The organism is Saccharothrix obliqua, from assembly GCF_019375475.1.
Classification (GTDB): Bacteria; Actinomycetota; Actinomycetes; order Mycobacteriales; family Pseudonocardiaceae; genus Actinosynnema; species Actinosynnema obliqua.
In genome coordinates this window covers 291,319-307,541 of record NZ_JAHXGQ010000003.1, presented here as the reverse complement: position 1 = coordinate 307,541, position 16,223 = coordinate 291,319, and the positions used below count along the sequence as shown (strand labels likewise).

General features: G+C 72.0%; 17 protein-coding genes. 9 read left to right on the top strand and 8 right to left on the bottom strand.

Going from position 1 to position 16,223, the window contains the following annotated elements; translation table 11 throughout:
• Window positions 1-160 precede the first annotated feature (160 nt).
• Window positions 161-1,813, bottom strand: coding sequence for a benzoylformate decarboxylase (gene mdlC, locus KZQ38_RS11310; RefSeq protein WP_219440952.1), 1,653 nt, complete (start codon window positions 1,811-1,813; stop codon window positions 161-163).
• A 284-nt stretch (window positions 1,814-2,097) separates the two neighbouring features.
• Here mdlC and KZQ38_RS11305 point away from each other — a divergent pair, with 284 nt between their 5' ends.
• The 7 genes from KZQ38_RS11305 (at window position 2,098) to KZQ38_RS11275 (ending at window position 8,495) form a co-directional block, all read left to right on the top strand.
• The gene (locus KZQ38_RS11305) at window positions 2,098-3,543 is read left to right on the top strand and encodes an ankyrin repeat domain-containing protein (RefSeq protein WP_219440950.1); all 1,446 of its coding nucleotides are present in this window, start codon (window positions 2,098-2,100) and stop codon (window positions 3,541-3,543) included.
• Window positions 3,544-3,572: 29 nt separating this feature from the next.
• Window positions 3,573-3,881 (top strand): muconolactone Delta-isomerase family protein, encoded by a 309-nt coding sequence (locus KZQ38_RS11300; protein ID WP_121219005.1) that lies wholly within the window; start codon window positions 3,573-3,575, stop codon window positions 3,879-3,881.
• A gap of 15 nt (window positions 3,882-3,896) precedes the next feature.
• Complete coding sequence (locus KZQ38_RS11295; protein ID WP_219440948.1) at window positions 3,897-4,589, top strand: EthD domain-containing protein; 693 nt, start codon at window positions 3,897-3,899, stop codon at window positions 4,587-4,589.
• Between the two features lie 91 nt (window positions 4,590-4,680).
• Window positions 4,681-5,106: a nuclear transport factor 2 family protein gene (locus KZQ38_RS11290; RefSeq protein ID WP_219440946.1), complete on the top strand. Its 426-nt coding sequence runs from the start codon at window positions 4,681-4,683 to the stop codon at window positions 5,104-5,106.
• 13 nt (window positions 5,107-5,119) lie between these two features.
• Entirely contained in the window at window positions 5,120-5,458 is a 339-nt protein-coding gene (locus KZQ38_RS11285) for a non-heme iron oxygenase ferredoxin subunit (protein WP_219440945.1), read from the top strand.
• A 32-nt stretch (window positions 5,459-5,490) separates the two neighbouring features.
• Window positions 5,491-6,861, top strand: a complete 1,371-nt coding sequence (locus KZQ38_RS11280; RefSeq protein WP_219440943.1) for an FAD-binding oxidoreductase — start codon at window positions 5,491-5,493, stop codon at window positions 6,859-6,861.
• 1,145 nt (window positions 6,862-8,006) lie between these two features.
• The gene (locus KZQ38_RS11275) at window positions 8,007-8,495 is read left to right on the top strand and encodes a cupin domain-containing protein (protein WP_219440941.1); all 489 of its coding nucleotides are present in this window, start codon (window positions 8,007-8,009) and stop codon (window positions 8,493-8,495) included.
• A gap of 101 nt (window positions 8,496-8,596) precedes the next feature.
• Here the strand turns inward: KZQ38_RS11275 and KZQ38_RS11270 are convergent, their stop codons facing one another.
• Window positions 8,597-9,187 carry a TetR/AcrR family transcriptional regulator gene (locus KZQ38_RS11270; protein WP_219440939.1) on the bottom strand — a complete coding sequence of 197 codons (591 nt, stop codon included), beginning with the start codon at window positions 9,185-9,187 and terminating at the stop codon, window positions 8,597-8,599.
• Window positions 9,188-9,315: 128 nt separating this feature from the next.
• Here KZQ38_RS11270 and KZQ38_RS11265 point away from each other — a divergent pair, with 128 nt between their 5' ends.
• Entirely contained in the window at window positions 9,316-10,566 is a 1,251-nt protein-coding gene (locus KZQ38_RS11265; protein WP_219440937.1) for an MFS transporter, read from the top strand.
• Between the two features lie 89 nt (window positions 10,567-10,655).
• Window positions 10,656-11,519, top strand: coding sequence for an LLM class F420-dependent oxidoreductase (locus KZQ38_RS11260; RefSeq protein ID WP_219440935.1), 864 nt, complete (start codon window positions 10,656-10,658; stop codon window positions 11,517-11,519).
• Between the two features lie 42 nt (window positions 11,520-11,561).
• Here KZQ38_RS11260 and KZQ38_RS11255 read toward each other — a convergent pair whose 3' ends face one another.
• The 6 genes from KZQ38_RS11255 to KZQ38_RS11230 form a co-directional block, all read right to left on the bottom strand.
• On the bottom strand, window positions 11,562-11,861 hold the full coding sequence (locus KZQ38_RS11255) for an antibiotic biosynthesis monooxygenase family protein (protein WP_219440933.1): 300 nt from the start codon (window positions 11,859-11,861) through the stop codon (window positions 11,562-11,564).
• 140 nt (window positions 11,862-12,001) lie between these two features.
• Window positions 12,002-13,228, bottom strand: a complete 1,227-nt coding sequence (locus tag KZQ38_RS11250; protein WP_219440932.1) for a PP2C family protein-serine/threonine phosphatase — start codon at window positions 13,226-13,228, stop codon at window positions 12,002-12,004.
• Window positions 13,221-13,625: an ATP-binding protein gene (locus KZQ38_RS11245; protein WP_219440930.1), complete on the bottom strand. Its 405-nt coding sequence runs from the start codon at window positions 13,623-13,625 to the stop codon at window positions 13,221-13,223. The genes KZQ38_RS11250 and KZQ38_RS11245 overlap by 8 nt, the downstream gene beginning before the upstream one ends.
• Window position 13,626: 1 nt before the next feature.
• Window positions 13,627-13,947 (bottom strand): STAS domain-containing protein, encoded by a 321-nt coding sequence (locus tag KZQ38_RS11240; RefSeq protein WP_219440928.1) that lies wholly within the window; start codon window positions 13,945-13,947, stop codon window positions 13,627-13,629.
• Window positions 13,944-16,034, bottom strand: coding sequence for a glycogen debranching protein GlgX (gene glgX, locus KZQ38_RS11235; protein ID WP_219440926.1), 2,091 nt, complete (start codon window positions 16,032-16,034; stop codon window positions 13,944-13,946). Before glgX ends, KZQ38_RS11240 begins: the two co-directional genes overlap by 4 nt.
• Complete coding sequence (locus KZQ38_RS11230; protein ID WP_219440924.1) at window positions 16,031-16,222, bottom strand: STAS domain-containing protein; 192 nt, start codon at window positions 16,220-16,222, stop codon at window positions 16,031-16,033. The genes glgX and KZQ38_RS11230 overlap by 4 nt, the downstream gene beginning before the upstream one ends.
• Window position 16,223 lies beyond the last annotated feature (1 nt).

The following is a 16,223-nucleotide window of genomic DNA, read 5'->3' as shown; positions in this document are numbered from 1 at the left end:
CGCGGACACGCCGGTAGCCGGGAGGACGAATCCTCCCGGCGACTCGGGTCCGCGGGCAGCCGCCCGACCGCGCCGGCGGCGGTGTCGGCCGGGTCGCGGGGCGCCCCGCCGTCGGGGAGGGCGGCGGGACGCCCGCTGGTGGCACGCGACGGCAAGGGGATCAGAGCCGGAACAGGCCCGGGTCGGAGACGGCCACGTCGAGCATCACCGGGCCGTCCGCGGTGAGCGCGCGGCGCAGCGCCTGCTGGAGCTGCTCGGGCGTCTCCACCCGCTCGCCCGCGACGCCGAACCCGCGGGCCAGCTGCGCCATGTCGACGCCGCTCAGGTCCCAGCCCTCCTGCCACGCCTTCTGGCTGGTCTCGTCCAGGTAATACTTGAGCGACAGGTAGCCGGAGTTGTTCGGGATCACGAACGTCACCGGCAGGTTGTACTTACCGGCCGTCCACAGCGCGTGGATGGTGTACTGCGCCGAGCCCTCGCCGACCACGACCACGACCCGCTGGTCCGGGCGCGCCACGGCGTAGCCGACGGCGCCCGCGAACGGGAAGCCCAGCGCGCCCGACGCGGTGGCGAAGTAGCCGTTGTCCGGCCCGAGCGGGATCTGCTCGTGGAACGGGGCGCGGCCGATCGGCAGCTCCTCGAACACCTGCGCGTCGGTGGGCAGCTCCTGCGACAGCACGTGGAACAGGTAGGGCTCGGTGATCGGCGTGGTCGCGGTGGGCGTCGGCAGCGGCTCGCCGAGGGCGGGCAGCGGCAGGCGCTGGCGCTGCGGCAGCAGCGGGACCAGGCCGCGCACGAACGCCGCGGGCGGCGTCACGTAGGCGGTGCCGGCCATCGACCAGGACGCGGCCTCCGGGTCGTCGGTGACGTGGATGAACCGCGTACCCTCGGGCAGCTTCGGCGCGTCGCTGGTGTCCACCTGCGCGGGCGCCTGCGAGAACAGGTCGGCCGTGGTGAACAGGGTGAACGTCGGGCTGCCCAGCACGATCACTACGTCGTGCTCGGCGAGCCGGGCGTTGATCAGCTCGGCCAGCGGCGGGAGGACGCCGCCGAACAGCGGGTGGTTCTCCGGGAACGCGCCGCGCGGCCACACCGGGCTGCCGTAGACGCGGGCGTTGAGCCGCTCGGCGAGCTTGATCAGGTCGCGCCGCGCGCCGCCGATCTCCACACCGGGACCCGCGACGACCGCCGGGTTGGTGGCCGAGTTGAGCACGTCGGCGACGGTGCCGAGCACCTCGGGGTCGGGCACCACGGCGGGCTGGACGGTGCGGACCCGGTACGGCGTGGAGTTCGCCGGGCGGATCCAGTCGTCCTCGGGCACGCCGATGAACACCGGACCGGCGGGCGCCTGCTTGGCGATGTGGTACGCCTTCTCGATCAGCGCCGGCACGTCCTGCGGCCGGGCCGCCTCCGCCGCCCACTTGATGTAGGGCTGGGGCAGCTGGGTGGCGTTGGGCGCGTTCAGGAACGGCGCGCCCTGCTGGAGCTTGCGCGCCTGGAGGCCGCCGATGATCACCATCGGGGTGTGCGCGCTGGCCGCGGTGTAGATGGACCCCATCGCGTTGCCGGTGCCGGGACCGCCGTTGATGACCACCAGGGACGGCTCACCGGTGGCCTGGGCGTAGCCGTCGGCCATGCCGACCACCGTGGCCTCCTGGAGGCCCATGATGAAGCGGAAGTCGTCCGGCCAGGTCTCGAACAGCTTCATCTCGGTGTGGCTGGGATTGCTGAAAACGGTCGTCAGGCCGAGCTGCCGGAATACTTCCAGGGTGTCTTCCCGGACCGTCCGGAAATTGGTGTCTTCCGCACTCACGGTGGACTCTCTCCTGTAGGGGTTCGACTACATTTTTTGCCGGGCTCGATCGCAACTGTGCGGCCGGGAGAGGTGTTCCGACAAGGTCGGCGAACTGGCCGGATGGCACTTCGTGAGCTGCTGCGGTGACCTCACGCAGTCCCGTCACGCATTGTCGGCCGCCTTGTCGCGGATCCGACCACCGTGAACTACTGAATGCGCGCCCGGCCCGTTGTCGGGTCGCGCGCCGATCCGACACATCGTCAATTCCGCAGCGAAGAGCACGAGCAGTGAGGACCTCTGCGATGAGCAGTGAGCGTACCCGCCGGGTGGTGGAGAAGTTCTTCACCGACCTGGAACGCGGTGACCTGGATTCGGCGCTGTCGGCGCTGTCCCACACCATCGACTTCGACCTGCCGGTGGACCGGTGGAACGAGGTCATCCCCTACCTGGGCCGCCACGTCGGCCTGCCCGCCGTGCGCCGGGCGTTCGCGGTCCGCGGCGAGACGACCGAGGTGCTGGACTACGCGTTGCGGGACGTGCGCGCCGAGGGCGACACGGCGTTCGCGGTGATCTACACGCGGGCCGCGCAGACCCGGACCCGCCAGGAGTTCGAGATCGAGGACGTCCACCGGCTGACCGTGGACGACCACGGCCGGATCATCGCGTGGAAGGTCTACTTCGACCCGAACAGCGAGGTGGCCGCGTTCAACGCCGACCGCGAGGAGCGGCTGGTCGCGGCGTCCTGGGCGGGCGACCGGGAGACCGCCGCCGAGCTGCTGCGGTTCGGCGCGCGCGTCGACCACCGCGACCCGGCGAGCGGCCTGACGCCGCTGCTGATCGCGGCCGGTCGCGCGGACGTCGAGCTGACCCGGCTGCTGATCGCCGCGGGCGCGGACGTGCACGCGGTGGACAGCGGCGGCGGCGCGACCGCGCTGCACAAGGCGTGCCAGGGCGGCGACCTCGCCGTGGTGGAGGCGCTGGTGGAGGCGGGCGCGTTCATCGACGCCGTCACGCCGAACACGGGCCACACGCCGGTGATGGACGCGGTCTGGTTCAAGCACCCGGAGATCGCGAAGTACCTCCTGGACCGGGGCGCGAGCCTGAACCTCAGCACGCACTACGGGTTCTCGTTGCAGCAGCACTTCGAGTACGAGCTGAACGTGAACACCATGGGCAAGGACAAGATCCTGCTGGCGCACCAGCACATCCAGGAGCGCCAGGCGTCCGACGAGCGCCGCGCCGCCGACCAGCTGCTGATGGCCGCGGTCACCCAGGGCGACGTGGAGGGCGTGCGCAAGCTGCTCGGCGACGGCGCGCCGGTGGACGAGCGGTTCCCGGTGGTCAACGGGTTCAACGACGCGCACACCCCGCTGCTGGTCGCCTCCCGCGACGGGCACACCGAGATCGCGCGGCTGCTGCTGGAGGCCGGCGCGGACGTCAACGCCACCGAGCCGACGTTCGGCGCGGTGCCGCTGCACAAGGCCGTCTACAACGGACACGTCGAACTGACCCGGCTGATCGCCCACTGGCCCGGGGTCGACCTGGACTTCCAGGGCGCCACCAACGGGTACACCCCGCTGCACGACGCGCTCTGGCACGGGTACGAGGAGTGCTCCCGGATCGTCGTGGAGGCGGGCGCGCGGCTCGACGTCGTCGGCCACGACGGCAAGACGCCGCTGGACCTCGCGGTGGACGAGTTCGGCGCGGACCACCCGCTGACCGCGCTGATCCGCGCCAAGACCCGCTAGAACCCTTCCTACGCAAGGAGAAGACGCACGTGCTGTTCTACGTCCAGATGAAGTGGAACCACGAGGGCCGCATCACGCTCGACGAGCTGTGGGAGATCGAGCAGGAGGAGGCGGAGCACGCCCAGGAGACGCTGGACTCCGGGTTCGCCGTCGGCCTGTGGAAGGTGGCCGCGCAGAAGCGGGTCATCGGCATCATCGACGCGCCCAACGCCGAGGAGCTGGACCGCACCGCGCTCGGCCGGCTGCCGATGCGCGAGTACCTGGAGTTCGAAGAGGTGTGGCCGCTGCGCGACTACATCGGCTTCGCCGAGGACGTCATCAAGCGCTACAAGGTCTGACCGGGGGGACACGACATGATCCACCAGCTCATCTTCGCCGCGCCCAAGCCGGGCATGACGGTGCGGGAGTTCCAGGACTACTGGGTGAACGTGCACGCGGTCCAGTACGCGAGCAAGATCCCCCAGATCCGCAAGTACCTGATCGACACCACGTTCGACTTCGACCTGGGCAACGGCGACCCGAAGTGGCAGGGCGTGGCCGAGATCTGGCTGCGCCCCGAGGAGCAGATCGCCTCGCTCCAGACCGAGGAGTTCCTCCAGGGCGCGCGCCTGGACGAGCCGAACTGGGCCGCGTTCTGGCAGACGCTCGTGCTGGACACCACCGCGCACGAGCTGAAGGCCGGCCCCGCGTTGTACAAGGGGCAGAACTGGGTCAAGCTGATCGTCCTGGTGAAGCGCAAGGAAGGCGTGTCCCTGGAGGACTTCCGCGCCTACAGCCTGCACCAGCACGGCGAGCTGGGCCTGAAGCTGCCCGGCCTGCGCCGCTACATCCAGGGCCACACCGTCGACGGCTGGTACGGCATCGGCGAGCCCACCCTCGACGCGGCGTACCAGCTGTGGTTCGACGACGTGGAGGCGTTGCGCGACGCGTTGGCGTCGCCGGAGTACAAGCAGCTGACCGAGGACTACGAGGCGTTCGTCAACACCCGCTACGTGCACCGGCTGGTGACGCGCGAGCACTGGATCATCGGCCCGGAAGCGCGGTAGCGCACGACTTCCCGCGGCGCCGCGGCGGTGGGCCGGCGCGGCGCCGCAGCCCCGGCGCCAGACCGGGGCGATCGGACACTGGAGACAGCAAATGGCTGACGGCCTGAGCCGGAACGTGCAGACGGTGCACACCTTCCTCCGCCTGCTGGAGGAGATGGACATCGACGCGTGGATCGAGCTGTGGGCCGAGGGGGCGGACCACTACTACCCCTTCGGCACCAAGATGTTCCCGCACCACATCGTGGGCAAGACCGCCGTCTACTCGCGGTGGAAGGACACCCCCGGCATGTTCGAGAGCTGGGAGTTCCCGATCACCGAGGCGTGGGAGGACGGCGACACGGTCATCGCCCGGTTCGAGGGGAACTGCCTGCTCAAGGGCGGCAAGCGGTACCGCAACACCTACGTGTCGATCTTCAAGTTCACCGAGTCCGGCCACATCTACGAGTACCACGAGTTCTTCGACCCGATCATCGCGGCCGAGGAGTTCGGCCTCGCCCGGATCGACTACCAGGGCTGACGGGGAGGGCACGGTGGCGGAACGGCCGCACCGCCGGGTGCTGGTGTGCGGCGTGGACGAGTTGCCCGCGGGCGTGGCGCTGCGGGTGCCGAGGGAGGAGACCGGCACCGGCGGCGCCATCGCCGTGTTCAACGACGGTGGTCGGCTGTACGCGGTCGACGACCGGTGCCCGCACGCGCACGCGCCGCTGTCCGCCGGGCTGGTGCGGGACGGCCGGATCTCCTGCCCGCTGGACGGCGGCACGTTCTGCCTGCGCACCGGGCGCGCGCTCGCGCCGCCCGCGTCGGCCGGTCTGACGACGCACCCGGTCGAGGTGCGCGACGACACGATCTGGCTGCTGCCCCGCCCCTGAGCAGAAACACCCATCGTTGGAGGAAGCCACAGATGACATCCACGACATCGGTGTCCGCGCAGTCCGCCGCCGCGTTGAGCGAGCTGCGGTCGGCGTTGATCGGCGACGTGCTGGTCGCCACGGACCCCCACTACGACACCGCGCGCCGGGTGTGGAACGGCGCCGCCGACCGGCACCCGGCGATGATCGCGCGTTGCGCCACCGAGGGCGACGTGGCCCTGGCCGTGCGGATCGCGCGCGAGCACGGCCTGCCGCTGTCGGTGCGCGGCGGCGGGCACGACTGGGCGGGCCGCGCGGTGCGTGACGGCGGCGTCGTCCTCGACCTGCGTTTCCTGCGCTCCGTGGGGGTCGACCCGTACGCGTCCACTGTGGACGCCCAGGGCGGCGCGACGGCGGGCGTGGTGGGCGCGGCGGCCGACCGCTACGGCATGGCCGCCGTGACCGGCACCATCAAGGCGGTCGGCATCACCGCCCTCACCCTCGGCGGCGGGTACGGGTTGCTCAACGGCAGGCACGGCCTGGCGGCGGACAACCTGGTGAGCGCCCGCGTGGTGCTGGCCGACGGTGCACACGTGACCGCGAGCGCCGCGGAGAACCCGGACCTGTTCTGGGGCCTGCGCGGCGGCGGCGGCAACTTCGGCGTGGTCACCCGCGCCACCTACCGCGCGCACCCGTTGCGCCGGGCCATGTCCGGCCTGGTCCTGTTCGGGTTGGACCAGGCGCGCAAGGTGTTGAAGGGCTACCGCGAGCTGACCGCCGCGGCGCCGGACGACCTGTCGGTCATGACGGGTTTCTTCACGGGTCCGGACGGCGTGCCGCTGCTGTTCCTGATGCCGATGTGGAGCGGTGACGCCGGGCGCGCGCAGCGGCACGCGGACCGGTTGAACGCGCTGGGCACGCCGGTGGCCACGACGCTCGGCACGATGACGCCGTTCGAGGTGCTGGGCCTGCTCGACCCGGTGGTGGTCGACGGCAGGCACGTGCTGGCCGCCAACCGCCAGGTGTCGGAGATCAGCGACGAGGTGGCCGACGTCCTGGTGGACGCCGCAGCGCGGTTCACGTCGCCGTACTCCGGGTTGTTCGTGCACCACTTCCACGGCGCGTCGACCCGCGTGCCGCCCGCCGCGACGCCGTTCGAGCTGCGGCGGGAGCACAACCTGATCGAGGTCGTCGGCACGTGGGAGGCCGGCGATCCCGCAGCCGTCCACGAGGAGTGGACGCGGGACCTGGACCAGGCGCTGGCGGCGCACTCGCTGCCCGGCGGCTACGTGAACCTGCTCGGGCCGGACGAGGAGGAGCGGGTGCGCATCGCCTACGGCCGCAACCACTCCCGCCTGCTCGCCCTGAAGGCCCAGTACGACCCGGACAACGTGTTCCGCGGCGTGCCCGCCCTGATCCGCTGACCGCCCGCGCGGCGCGCCCCTGCCGCGCCGCCGGCTGGTGGGCCGGACCGGCGGCGCGGCAGGGGCTCTCCGCCGGCCCAGCCCATCGGCGGAGAGCCACCGCACGCCGCGGGGGCCACCGGCTGGGCCTCGCGCGGTGGTCGTGGCCACCACGCGGCCACGCCACCAGGCGACCCCGCCACCAGGCGGCCGACCGGCCACCACGCGTGCGACGCCGACCACCCCGCGACCGGCCAGGCGGCACGAAGGAAAGCGCTTACCGAAAATCCCGCCAAGCGGCACCGCCAGGAAAGCGCTTACCGCCCGTGCTTATCACCCGGCTGGTCAAGGCACACCGACGAAGCGGCACCGATCAAGCAGGCCGTGCTCGCGCGCCCCGCCAAACGACGCCGTTGGGAAAGCTCTTACCACGCGGGCCGGACAGCCACCCGAACGCCCTGCGGCCAACTGGGAGGCGGACTCGAGACCCGCCCACCGGCGCAAGCCGCTCCCCGCCCACGCCGGACGCCCCCGCGATCGACCAGGCGGTTCGGAAAGCGCTTTCCGCGCGCCAACCTCGGAACCACCCACCGGCGCAAGCCGCTCCCCCGCACGCGCCGATCGTCCCCGCGACCGGTCGGGCAGGCTTGGAAAGCGCCTTCCGCGACCAAAAGGCCGATCTTGGGACCACCCATCGGCGCGGTCCACTCCCCTGCACGCGCCGGACGCCCTCGCAACCGGTCAGGCAGCCGCGGAAAGCGCTTTCCGCCGCAACGCAAAGCCGGTCCCGGGCGCACCCATCGGCGCGGGCCGTTTCCCCGCACGCGCCGGACGCCTCCGCGACCGGCCAAGTCGCGCCGGGAAAGCGCTTTCCGCCACCGGACATCGTCACTCGACCACCCCGCGGCCGACCGAAAGGCCGACCCGGAACCGCCCACCGGCGCGGGCCACTCCCGCGGCACGCGCCAACCCGACTCCGCGGCCAACCCGGCACACGCCAACCCAGCTCCGCGGCCGGCCGGGCGGCAAACCCGTCGCGACCGCCCCGACCCACCCGCGCATTCACCGGGAAAGCGACTTGACGGACTGCCCGCCGGGCATTCCACCAGCCTTTCCCGAGCACCACCCGATCAATAGGCTGAAAGCCGCCAAGAAAGGAGCTTCCCGTGGCGGAAGTAATTCATCACCCCGCCGGAACCGGGCCCACCATCTGGTTCGGCGACGCGATCTACACCTTCAAGGCCACCACCGCGAACACGAACGGCTCGCTGACGTTCGCGGAGGCGACGGTCCCGCCCGGCGGCGGACCGCCCCCGCACGTCCACCCCTACACCGACGAGGCGTTCTTCATCCTCTCCGGCGACCTGGAGTTCCTGAACGGCGAGGACACCTTCCGGGCCGGCGAGGGCGACTTCGTCTGGGTGCCGCGCGGCGTGCGGCACCGGTTCCGCAACGTGGGCCTGCACGTGTCCCGAATGCTGTTCCTGTTCTCGCCGGGCGCGGGCATGGAGGGCTTCTTCAACTCGATCGGCACCGAGGCCGTCCCCGGCGAGGCGCCCCCGCCGCTGACCGACGTGCAGAAGCAGCAGATCGTCGACCTGTCCTCGCGCTACGGCATCGTGCTGTCGCCACCTCCCCCCGGCAGCGCGGGCTGATCACGGTCCCGACGCGCCACCGCCGGGCGCGGGGACGATTCCGGAGGGCGCCGACGCGATCGCGTCGGCGCCCTCCGCCGTGGTGGCACGGCCACCTCGCCTCAGGACCCGCCCGACCGCGGCGCGTGGGTCGGGAGGATCGCCTCGGCGAGCCGCCGTGCCTGCTTGGCCGGCCCGTCCGCGCCGAGCGACTGGCTCGACGCGTAGAGCCCCTCGACGACCAGGGTCAACTGGTCGGCGATCACGTCCGGCCTGGTCACGCCGGGCAGGCGCCCGACGAGTTCCCGCAACCGGTGGCGTATCCACGTCTTGGCGGCGACCGCGTTGCGGTGCGCGGGTAGTTCGGCGTCGGCGAACTCGGCCAACGTCATCATCTGCGCGCAGCCGCGCTTCTGGTCGGTGCCGATGCGGACCAGCAGCCCGTCGACCACCGCGAGGACCTGCTCCCGCGGGTCCGGGCCCGCGCGCTCGACCACGGACTCGAACCACTCGCGGAACGCGTGGTCCGCCTGCTCCACGTACGCCCCGACCAGCTCGTCCTTGGACGCGAACAGCCGGTACAGGGTCGTCGGCGCGACCCCGGCCTCGGCCGCGACCAGGTCGACGCCGGTGGCCCGGATGCCGCGCCAGTAGAACAGCTCGTGGGCGACTTTCAGCAAGTGCGACCGGGTCTCGGCTGCCGAGCGTTGCACGACGTCGCCTCCTGCCGTTGCGTTGTTAGGGATGGTTCCCTATAGTCTAGTCCGCAGCGCCGCCCTTGGCCACCTCTTCGCCGCAGGCCAACGGGATGCCGTGCTGGACGCCAAGACAGGGAGTTCACATGAGTACGACCCAGCCACCGGCGCTGAGCCAATCCAGGTTGACCCTGGCGCTGGTGACGCTCTTCCTCACCACCTTCGCCATGGGCAACGTCGAGATGGTGATCGTCGGCATCATCAACTTCATCTCCGACGACCTCCAGGTCTCCATCGGCGCGACCGGCTCGCTGGTCACCGCGTACGCGCTCGGCATGGCCATCGGCGGCCCGGTGTTAACCGCGCTGACCGTGAAGCTGCCCCGCCGCTCGCTGCTGATCGCCAGCCTCGTCCTGTTCCTGCTGGGCAACCTGGCCGCGATCCTCGGCGGCAGCTTCGCGCTGTTCGTCGCCGTCCGGTTCATCACCGGTTCGCTCCAGGGCCTGTTCGTCGGCGCCGCGTTCGTCACCGCCATCTCGATCTCGCCGCCCGAGCGCATCGGCCGCGCCATCTCCATGGTCATCAGCGGCTTCGCGATCGCCATCGCCTTCGGCGTCCCGCTGGGCACGCTGATCGGGCAGACGCTGGGCTGGAAGGGCTCGTACGCCGCGATCACCATCTTCGGCGCGCTGTGCCTCGTCCTGCTGCTGATCTTCGTCCCCGGCGTGCCGAACCAGGGCGCGTCCAGCGCCAAGGACCAGGTCAAGTACGCCCTCGCACCGCGGGTGCTCGCCATGCTCGGCCTGGTGCTGGTCCTCTACACCGGCCAGTACGCCGTGCTCACCTACATCACCCCGTTCCTGGAGCAGGTCACCGGCATCAACGGCAGCCTGATCAGCGCCTTCCTGCTGATCTACGGCGTCGCGGCGGCGATCGGCTCGTTCGGCGGCGGCCGGTTCGCGGACAAGAACGCCGCCCGCACCATCGTCATCATCAACGTGCTGCTGGTGGTCGCGCTCGGCTTCCTCTACGCCATCGGCAACATCCCGGCGCTGGCCGCGGTCGGCCTGATCGCCTGGGGCACGCTGAGCTTCGGCCTGGTGCCGTCGCTCCAGTACCGCATCGTCGGCCTGGCGGGCCCCGGCGCGGCGCTGGCGGGCACCCTGCCGCCGTCCGCGATCAACGCGGGCATCGCCATCGGCGCGGCGGTCGGCGCGGGCGTCATCTCCGCCGACGGCAACACCCCCAACACCGTGCTCCTCGTGGGCCTCATCGTTGTGGCCGTCGCCCTCCCGATCGCGTGGGGCGTCAGCTTCCTCAAGCCGCCGGCCGTCGCGGACGCCGCGGCCGACGACGCGCCCGCGTCCGCTCCGGCAACGGCGCCGGAACCCGCCTGACCACTTCTCGCACCCCTCGGTTCACGGCGGTGGCGGCGCTTCGGCGCGGCCACCGCCGTGACCACTTCCCGCCACCTGATCGGAGTCCCATGCGCATCGGAGCGGTGTTCCCGCACACCGAGATCGGCTCGGACCCCGGCGCGATCCGGACCTGGGCGCAGGAGGTCGAGCGCCTCGGCTTCCACCACGTGCTGGCGTTCGACCACGTCGTCGGCGCGGACCCGGCGAAGCGCCCGGGGTGGCGCGGGTACACCAGCCGGGACGCCTTCCACGAACCGCTGGTGCTGTTCGGTTTCCTGGCCGGCGTCACCTCCACCCTGGAGCTGGCCACCGGCGTGCTGGTGCTGCCGCAGCGGCAGACCGCGCTGGTCGCGAAGCAGGCCGCCGAGGTGCACCTGCTGTCCGGCGGCAGGCTGCGGCTCGGCGTCGGCATCGGCTGGAACGAGGTCGAGTACGACGTGCTGAACGAGAACTTCCACGACCGGGGCGCGCGCAGCGAGGAGCAGGTGGAGCTGCTGCGCAGGCTGTGGGCCGCCGAGTCGGTGGACTTCACCGGCCGCTGGCACCGCGTCGACGGCGCCGGCATCAAGCCGGTGGTCGGCTCGATACCCGTGTGGTTCGGCGGTTACGCCGAGCGGACCCTGCGCCGCGTCGGGCGGCTCGGCGACGGCTGGATGCCGCGCCGGTGGCCCGACGAGGTGGCGCGGGAGCAGCTCGACCGCGTCCGCGGTTACGCCCGCGACGCGGGCCGGGACCCGGCCGCGATCGGCTTCGAGACCCGGTTGACGCTCGCCGACCTGCCGGCGGACCGGCGGGCCGACTACGTGCGCGGCTGGCGCGACCTCGGCGCCACGCACCTGTCCGTGGACACCATGGGACTCGGCCACACCACGCCCGACGGGCACCTGGCGGCGCTCGGTGACGCGCTGGCCGGTGTCCGCGCCGCGCTGTGACGTGCCGCGGCGGGCCCGCGGGCCCGCCGCGTGCCACCGCCCTCAGGACTGGTTGACCAGCGTGTAGCTGCCCGACGCGACGGTCGTCTTGTCGACCGCGGCCAGGAAGTCCTGGGTCTCGGGCGCGGCGAAGAAGCCGTTGATGGTCGCCTCCGCGTCCTCGGGGGTGGCCCAGTGCACGACGACGAACCACTCGCCGTCGGCGCTCACCGACGAGGCCCGGGAGACGAAACCGGGGCGCTTCGCCATGTACTCGAAGTGGACCTTGCGGTCGCGCTCCCGGAACTCGGCCTCGGTGACGCCGTCGACCAGCCGGAACCGGATGTTCTCGACAACACTCATCTCTGTCCCTCGCACTTCGCTTCCGATCGGCCCGGAAATTCTTCGGCCGAGTGATATCCTATGGCGGAAAATGGTCTCGAAAGCTTTTCGAATCCGCTGCCGGGGGCACTTCGTGCGGTTTTACCGGTCGTTCCCGGCGGTCAGCGCAACGGGCCGGCGGGCAGTCGGCGCAACCCCAGCGTGGTGATGTCGTCGGACTGCTCGGCGCCGTCCACGTGGCGGCGCACCGCGTCGTCCACGCCGTCCAGCAGGTCCCGGGCGGACCGGTCGGGGGCGAGGGCGTCGAGCATGGCACGCGTGCCGAACCGGTCGCCGCGGGCGTCCGCGGCCTCCACCACGCCGTCGGTGTAGACGAACAGCGAGTCGCCCGGGTTGAGGAACACCCGGCCCAGCCGGTACTCGCCGTCCGGGAGCATCCCCAGCGCCGGACCGGTGGGCGGCAACGTCGTCGTGCCGCCGTCCGCCCGCAGCACGACCGGCGGGTTGTGGCCGCAGTTGATGTAGACCAGGCCGCCGGACAACGGGTCCAGGACGCCGAAGAACACCGTCGCGAAGTAGCCCTGGCGCAGGTGGTTGGCCGCGAGGTAGCGGTTGGTGTCCACCACGGCCTGGACCAGCGGTCCGGCGCCGAACGCGAGCCGGGGCGGCAGGTCCGGCCCGCCGTCGGCGACCCGCGAGGCGGGCGTGTGCTCGGCGCTGTGCCGCAACAGGGTCCGGATCAACGCCATGAACAGGCCCGCGCCGATGCCCTTGTCGCAGACGTCCGCCACCACGAAACCGAGGCGGCGGCCGTCCAGCAGCTCGAAACCGTCGTAGAAGTCGCCGGACACCATGCGGGCGGGTCGGCACCGGGCCGCCAGCTCCCAGCCCGGTGGCTGGGGCAGCGCGTCGGGCAGGAACCCGGCCTGCAACTCGTGTGCCACGAACAAATCGCGCTCGTACTCGCGCCGCGACTCGTCCGCGGCCAGGCGCTCGCCCCTGGTGGTGAGCCGGCCGCGTTCCCACGCCGACACCAGCCTGCTGCGCAGCAGGACCGGCGAGTACGGCGGCGCGACGTACTCGAACCCGGCCCGCACGCACGTTTCCAGCGCCCCCAGGTCGCCGTCCGCGTACACCGCGACCCCGGCCGCGCCCGCCTCCCGCAGCAGCCTGCTCAGCAACGCGACGCGGGGCAGGCCGAGCGAGGCCGCGAGCAGCGCGACGTCCGGCCTGCCGACCGCGTCCGGGTCGTTCGCGATCTCGACGGGGTCGGCGGTGACCGGGTCGAAACCCGCCTCCACGAGCGCGTCGGACAGCTCGGTGTGCCGCTCACCCACCACGAGGACCGTCCGCGTGCGGCGGGCCGTGGACGCCGGTCGGTCAGGCATCGCGGTACACCACCAGCGTCGTGTGGTTGAGGCCGGCGACCTGCTCGTAGCGCAGCTCGTCGACGGCGGCCAGGGCGAGGTGGACGCCCAGGCCGCCGGGGGCGCGGGTGGCTGGATCGGCGGTCAGCACGGGCGACGGGTCGTGGTCACGCGGGTCGAACGGCGGCGCGGAGTCCTCCGTGCGCAGCCACACGTGGTCCTCCGCGACGCCGCCGCACAGTCCGACCTCGCCCTCCCCGCCGTAGCCGTGGAGCACGATGTTCGTCGCGATCTCGTCCGCGGCCAGGCGCAGCCGGTACGCCTGCGCGCGGGTCAGCGCCGCCCGTGCGGCCAGTGACCGCACGACCTCCGCGACCCGCGCGCCGATGTCGTCCACTGTGGACTTGGCGGTGGTCATGTCAGGCGCCGGTCGGCTCCTGCATCACCACGCTGCGGTCGAAGCCGGTGAGGCGGATCGTCTCCGCGACCTCCGGCTGGGCGCCGACCAGCACGATCTCCACGCCGCGGCCGAGCCGCTGGTGCGCGTAGACCAGGCTGCGCAGGCCCGCCGACGACAGGTAGGTCAGCTCGTCCAGCAACAGCACCAAGCGGTGCGGGTCCTGCGCCGACACGTCCGCGATGACGCGGTTGAACTGCCCCGCCGACTTGGCGGCCAGCTCGCCGGTGAGCCGGATCGTCGCCGTCCCGTCCCACACGTGGCTCTTCGCTGCGAAACTCATTCCCCATCCCCTCTCTCGGTGTCCGGCCAGTCCGGGCGGGCGGTCAGCACGACCACCGACCGCGGCCCGAGGTTGAGCCGCGGCGTCCGGACGGCCGGCTCGTGGCCGGGCTCGTGCACCACGTCCCGGCCGGTGTCGGCGAACAACCGCCACGCGAACCCGGTCGGCAGCGTGACGTCCACGTCCTCCCAGTGCGCGTTCGCCGCCACGTACACGTGGTCGTCGCCGTGGCTGAGCGTCGCCGCCAGCAGGCGGCTGCCACCCGACCAGTCGGGCCGTCCCGGTTCGCGGCCGTGCCAGGTGACGTCCTGCCCGCCCACCAGGTGCGCGCGCCTGCGCAGCGCCGGGTGCGCGGCGCGGAACGCCAGCGCACGCCGGGTGAACCGGAACATGTCGTTGTTGCGCGCCACCAGTCCCCAGTCGAACCACGACAGCTCCGAGTCGTGGCAGTACGCGTTGTTGTTGCCGCGCTGGGTGCGGCCCACCTCGTCGCCGGCGAGCAGCATCGGCACGCCCTGGCTGGTGAGCAGGAGCAGCAGCAGGTTGCGCACCTGCCGCCGCCGCAACCGCACGACCTCGGGGATCGCGGTGGGCCCCTCCACGCCGCAGTTCCACGAGTGGTTGCCGTCGTCGCCGTCCCGGCCGCCCTCCCCGTTGGCCTCGTTGTGCTTGTCGTTGTACGACACCAGGTCGGCGAGGGTGAACCCGTCGTGCGCGGTGACGAAGTTGACCGACGCGGCGGGCGCCCGGTCGCCGTACAGGTCGGGCGAGCCGACGAACCTGGTGGCCAGCTCGCCGACGACACCGCTGTCGCCCTTGACGAACCGGCGCAGCACGTCCCGGTAGCGGCCGTTCCACTCGGCGAACCGCCGGTAGCCGGGGAACGTGCCGACCTGGTACAGGCCCGCCGCGTCCCACGCCTCGGCGATCAGCTTGCAGTCCCGCAGCACCGGGTCGTTGGCCAGCGCCTCCACCAGCGGCGGGTTCGCCAGCACCGCGCCGTCCGGGCCGCGGGACAGGATGGCCGCGAGGTCGAACCGGAAGCCGTCCACGTGGAACTCCGCCGCCCAGTAGCGCAGGCAGTCCAGCACGAAGCCGCGCACCACGGGGTCGTTGCAGTCCACCGTGTTACCGGTGCCGCTGAAGTTGTGGTAGCCGCCGTCGGGCGTGAGCATGTAGAACGTGTGGTTGTCCAGGCCGCGGAACGAGATCGTCGGCCCGTGCTCGTTGCCCTCCGCGGTGTGGTTGAACACCACGTCGAGGATGACCTCGATGCCCGCCCGGTGCAGCTCCTTCACCAGGTTCTTCAGCTCGTCCACGGCCAGGCCGTGCGCACCGGTCGCCGCGAACGACGCCTTGGGCGCGAAGAAGCCGACCGTGCTGTAACCCCAGTAGTTGTACCACCACGTGCCGGACTCCGGGTCGTGCCGCGAGTTGGTGAACTCGTCGAACTCGAACACCGGCATCAGCTCGACGCAGTTGACGCCCAGCTCCTTCAGGTACGGGATCTTCTCCACCAGGCCCGCGAACGTGCCGGGGTGCCGGACGCCGGACGAGTGGTGCCGGGTGAAGCCGCGCACGTGCAGCTCGTAGACCACCAGGTCCTCGTGCGCGATGCCGGGTCGCCGGTCGTCCTCCCAGTCGAAGTCGTCGTGCACCACCCGGGACCGCCACCGCGTCGGCTCGTACGGCCGGGGCCGCACGCCCCACTCCTCGCCGCCGGTGAGGGCTTTCGCGTACGGGTCCGCGATCACCACCGACGGGTCGAACCGGTGACCCGCCTCCGGCTGGAACGGCCCGTCCACGCGGTACCCGTAGTCCACGGTGTCCGCGTCGACGCCGAACACGGTCACCGCCCACACGCCGCCCACCCGGAACTGGTCCGGTAACGGCAGCTCCGCCAGCGGTTCCGCCTCGCCCCGCCGGTACAGCACCAGCGTGACGGCGGTGGCGTGGTTGGACGGCACCGCGAAGTTGATCCCGTCGGGCACCGGGGTGGCGCCGAACGGCAGCAGCCGCCCGGCACGCACCCCGAAACCCGCGATCCAGTGCGTCGGGTAGGAGTCGACGCGCTCCGCCGTGCTCATGACTGCTCCAGAACCGTGAAGTGGCCGAGGAAACCGGTCGCGGCGAGCACGCCGCGCAACGCGGGTCCCACGCCGACCAGCGCGGCCCGCCCGGCGGACCGGTAGTCCACCAGCAGCCTGCGCAGCGCGGCGGCGGACAGGGTGGTGGTGCCGCTCAGGTCGAACAGCACCACCGGCGGCGACGCCACC

What these genes read in the sequence shown, in the direction of transcription:
- KZQ38_RS11305 (WP_219440950.1), top strand. Translation starts at nt 2,098, where the DNA reads ATGAGCAGTGAGCGTACCCGCCGGGTGGTGGAGAAGTTCTTCACCGAC.
- KZQ38_RS11295 (WP_219440948.1), top strand. Translation starts at nt 3,897, where the DNA reads ATGATCCACCAGCTCATCTTCGCCGCGCCCAAGCCGGGCATGACGGTG.
- KZQ38_RS11290 (WP_219440946.1), top strand. Translation starts at nt 4,681, where the DNA reads ATGGCTGACGGCCTGAGCCGGAACGTGCAGACGGTGCACACCTTCCTC.
- KZQ38_RS11280 (WP_219440943.1), top strand. Translation starts at nt 5,491, where the DNA reads ATGACATCCACGACATCGGTGTCCGCGCAGTCCGCCGCCGCGTTGAGC.
- KZQ38_RS11265 (WP_219440937.1), top strand. Translation starts at nt 9,316, where the DNA reads ATGAGTACGACCCAGCCACCGGCGCTGAGCCAATCCAGGTTGACCCTG.
- KZQ38_RS11260 (WP_219440935.1), top strand. Translation starts at nt 10,656, where the DNA reads ATGCGCATCGGAGCGGTGTTCCCGCACACCGAGATCGGCTCGGACCCC.
- KZQ38_RS11255 (WP_219440933.1), bottom strand. Translation starts at nt 11,861, where the DNA reads ATGAGTGTTGTCGAGAACATCCGGTTCCGGCTGGTCGACGGCGTCACC.
- KZQ38_RS11250 (WP_219440932.1), bottom strand. Translation starts at nt 13,228, where the DNA reads ATGCCTGACCGACCGGCGTCCACGGCCCGCCGCACGCGGACGGTCCTC.
- KZQ38_RS11245 (WP_219440930.1), bottom strand. Translation starts at nt 13,625, where the DNA reads ATGACCACCGCCAAGTCCACAGTGGACGACATCGGCGCGCGGGTCGCG.
- KZQ38_RS11240 (WP_219440928.1), bottom strand. Translation starts at nt 13,947, where the DNA reads ATGAGTTTCGCAGCGAAGAGCCACGTGTGGGACGGGACGGCGACGATC.
- glgX (WP_219440926.1), bottom strand. Translation starts at nt 16,034, where the DNA reads ATGAGCACGGCGGAGCGCGTCGACTCCTACCCGACGCACTGGATCGCG.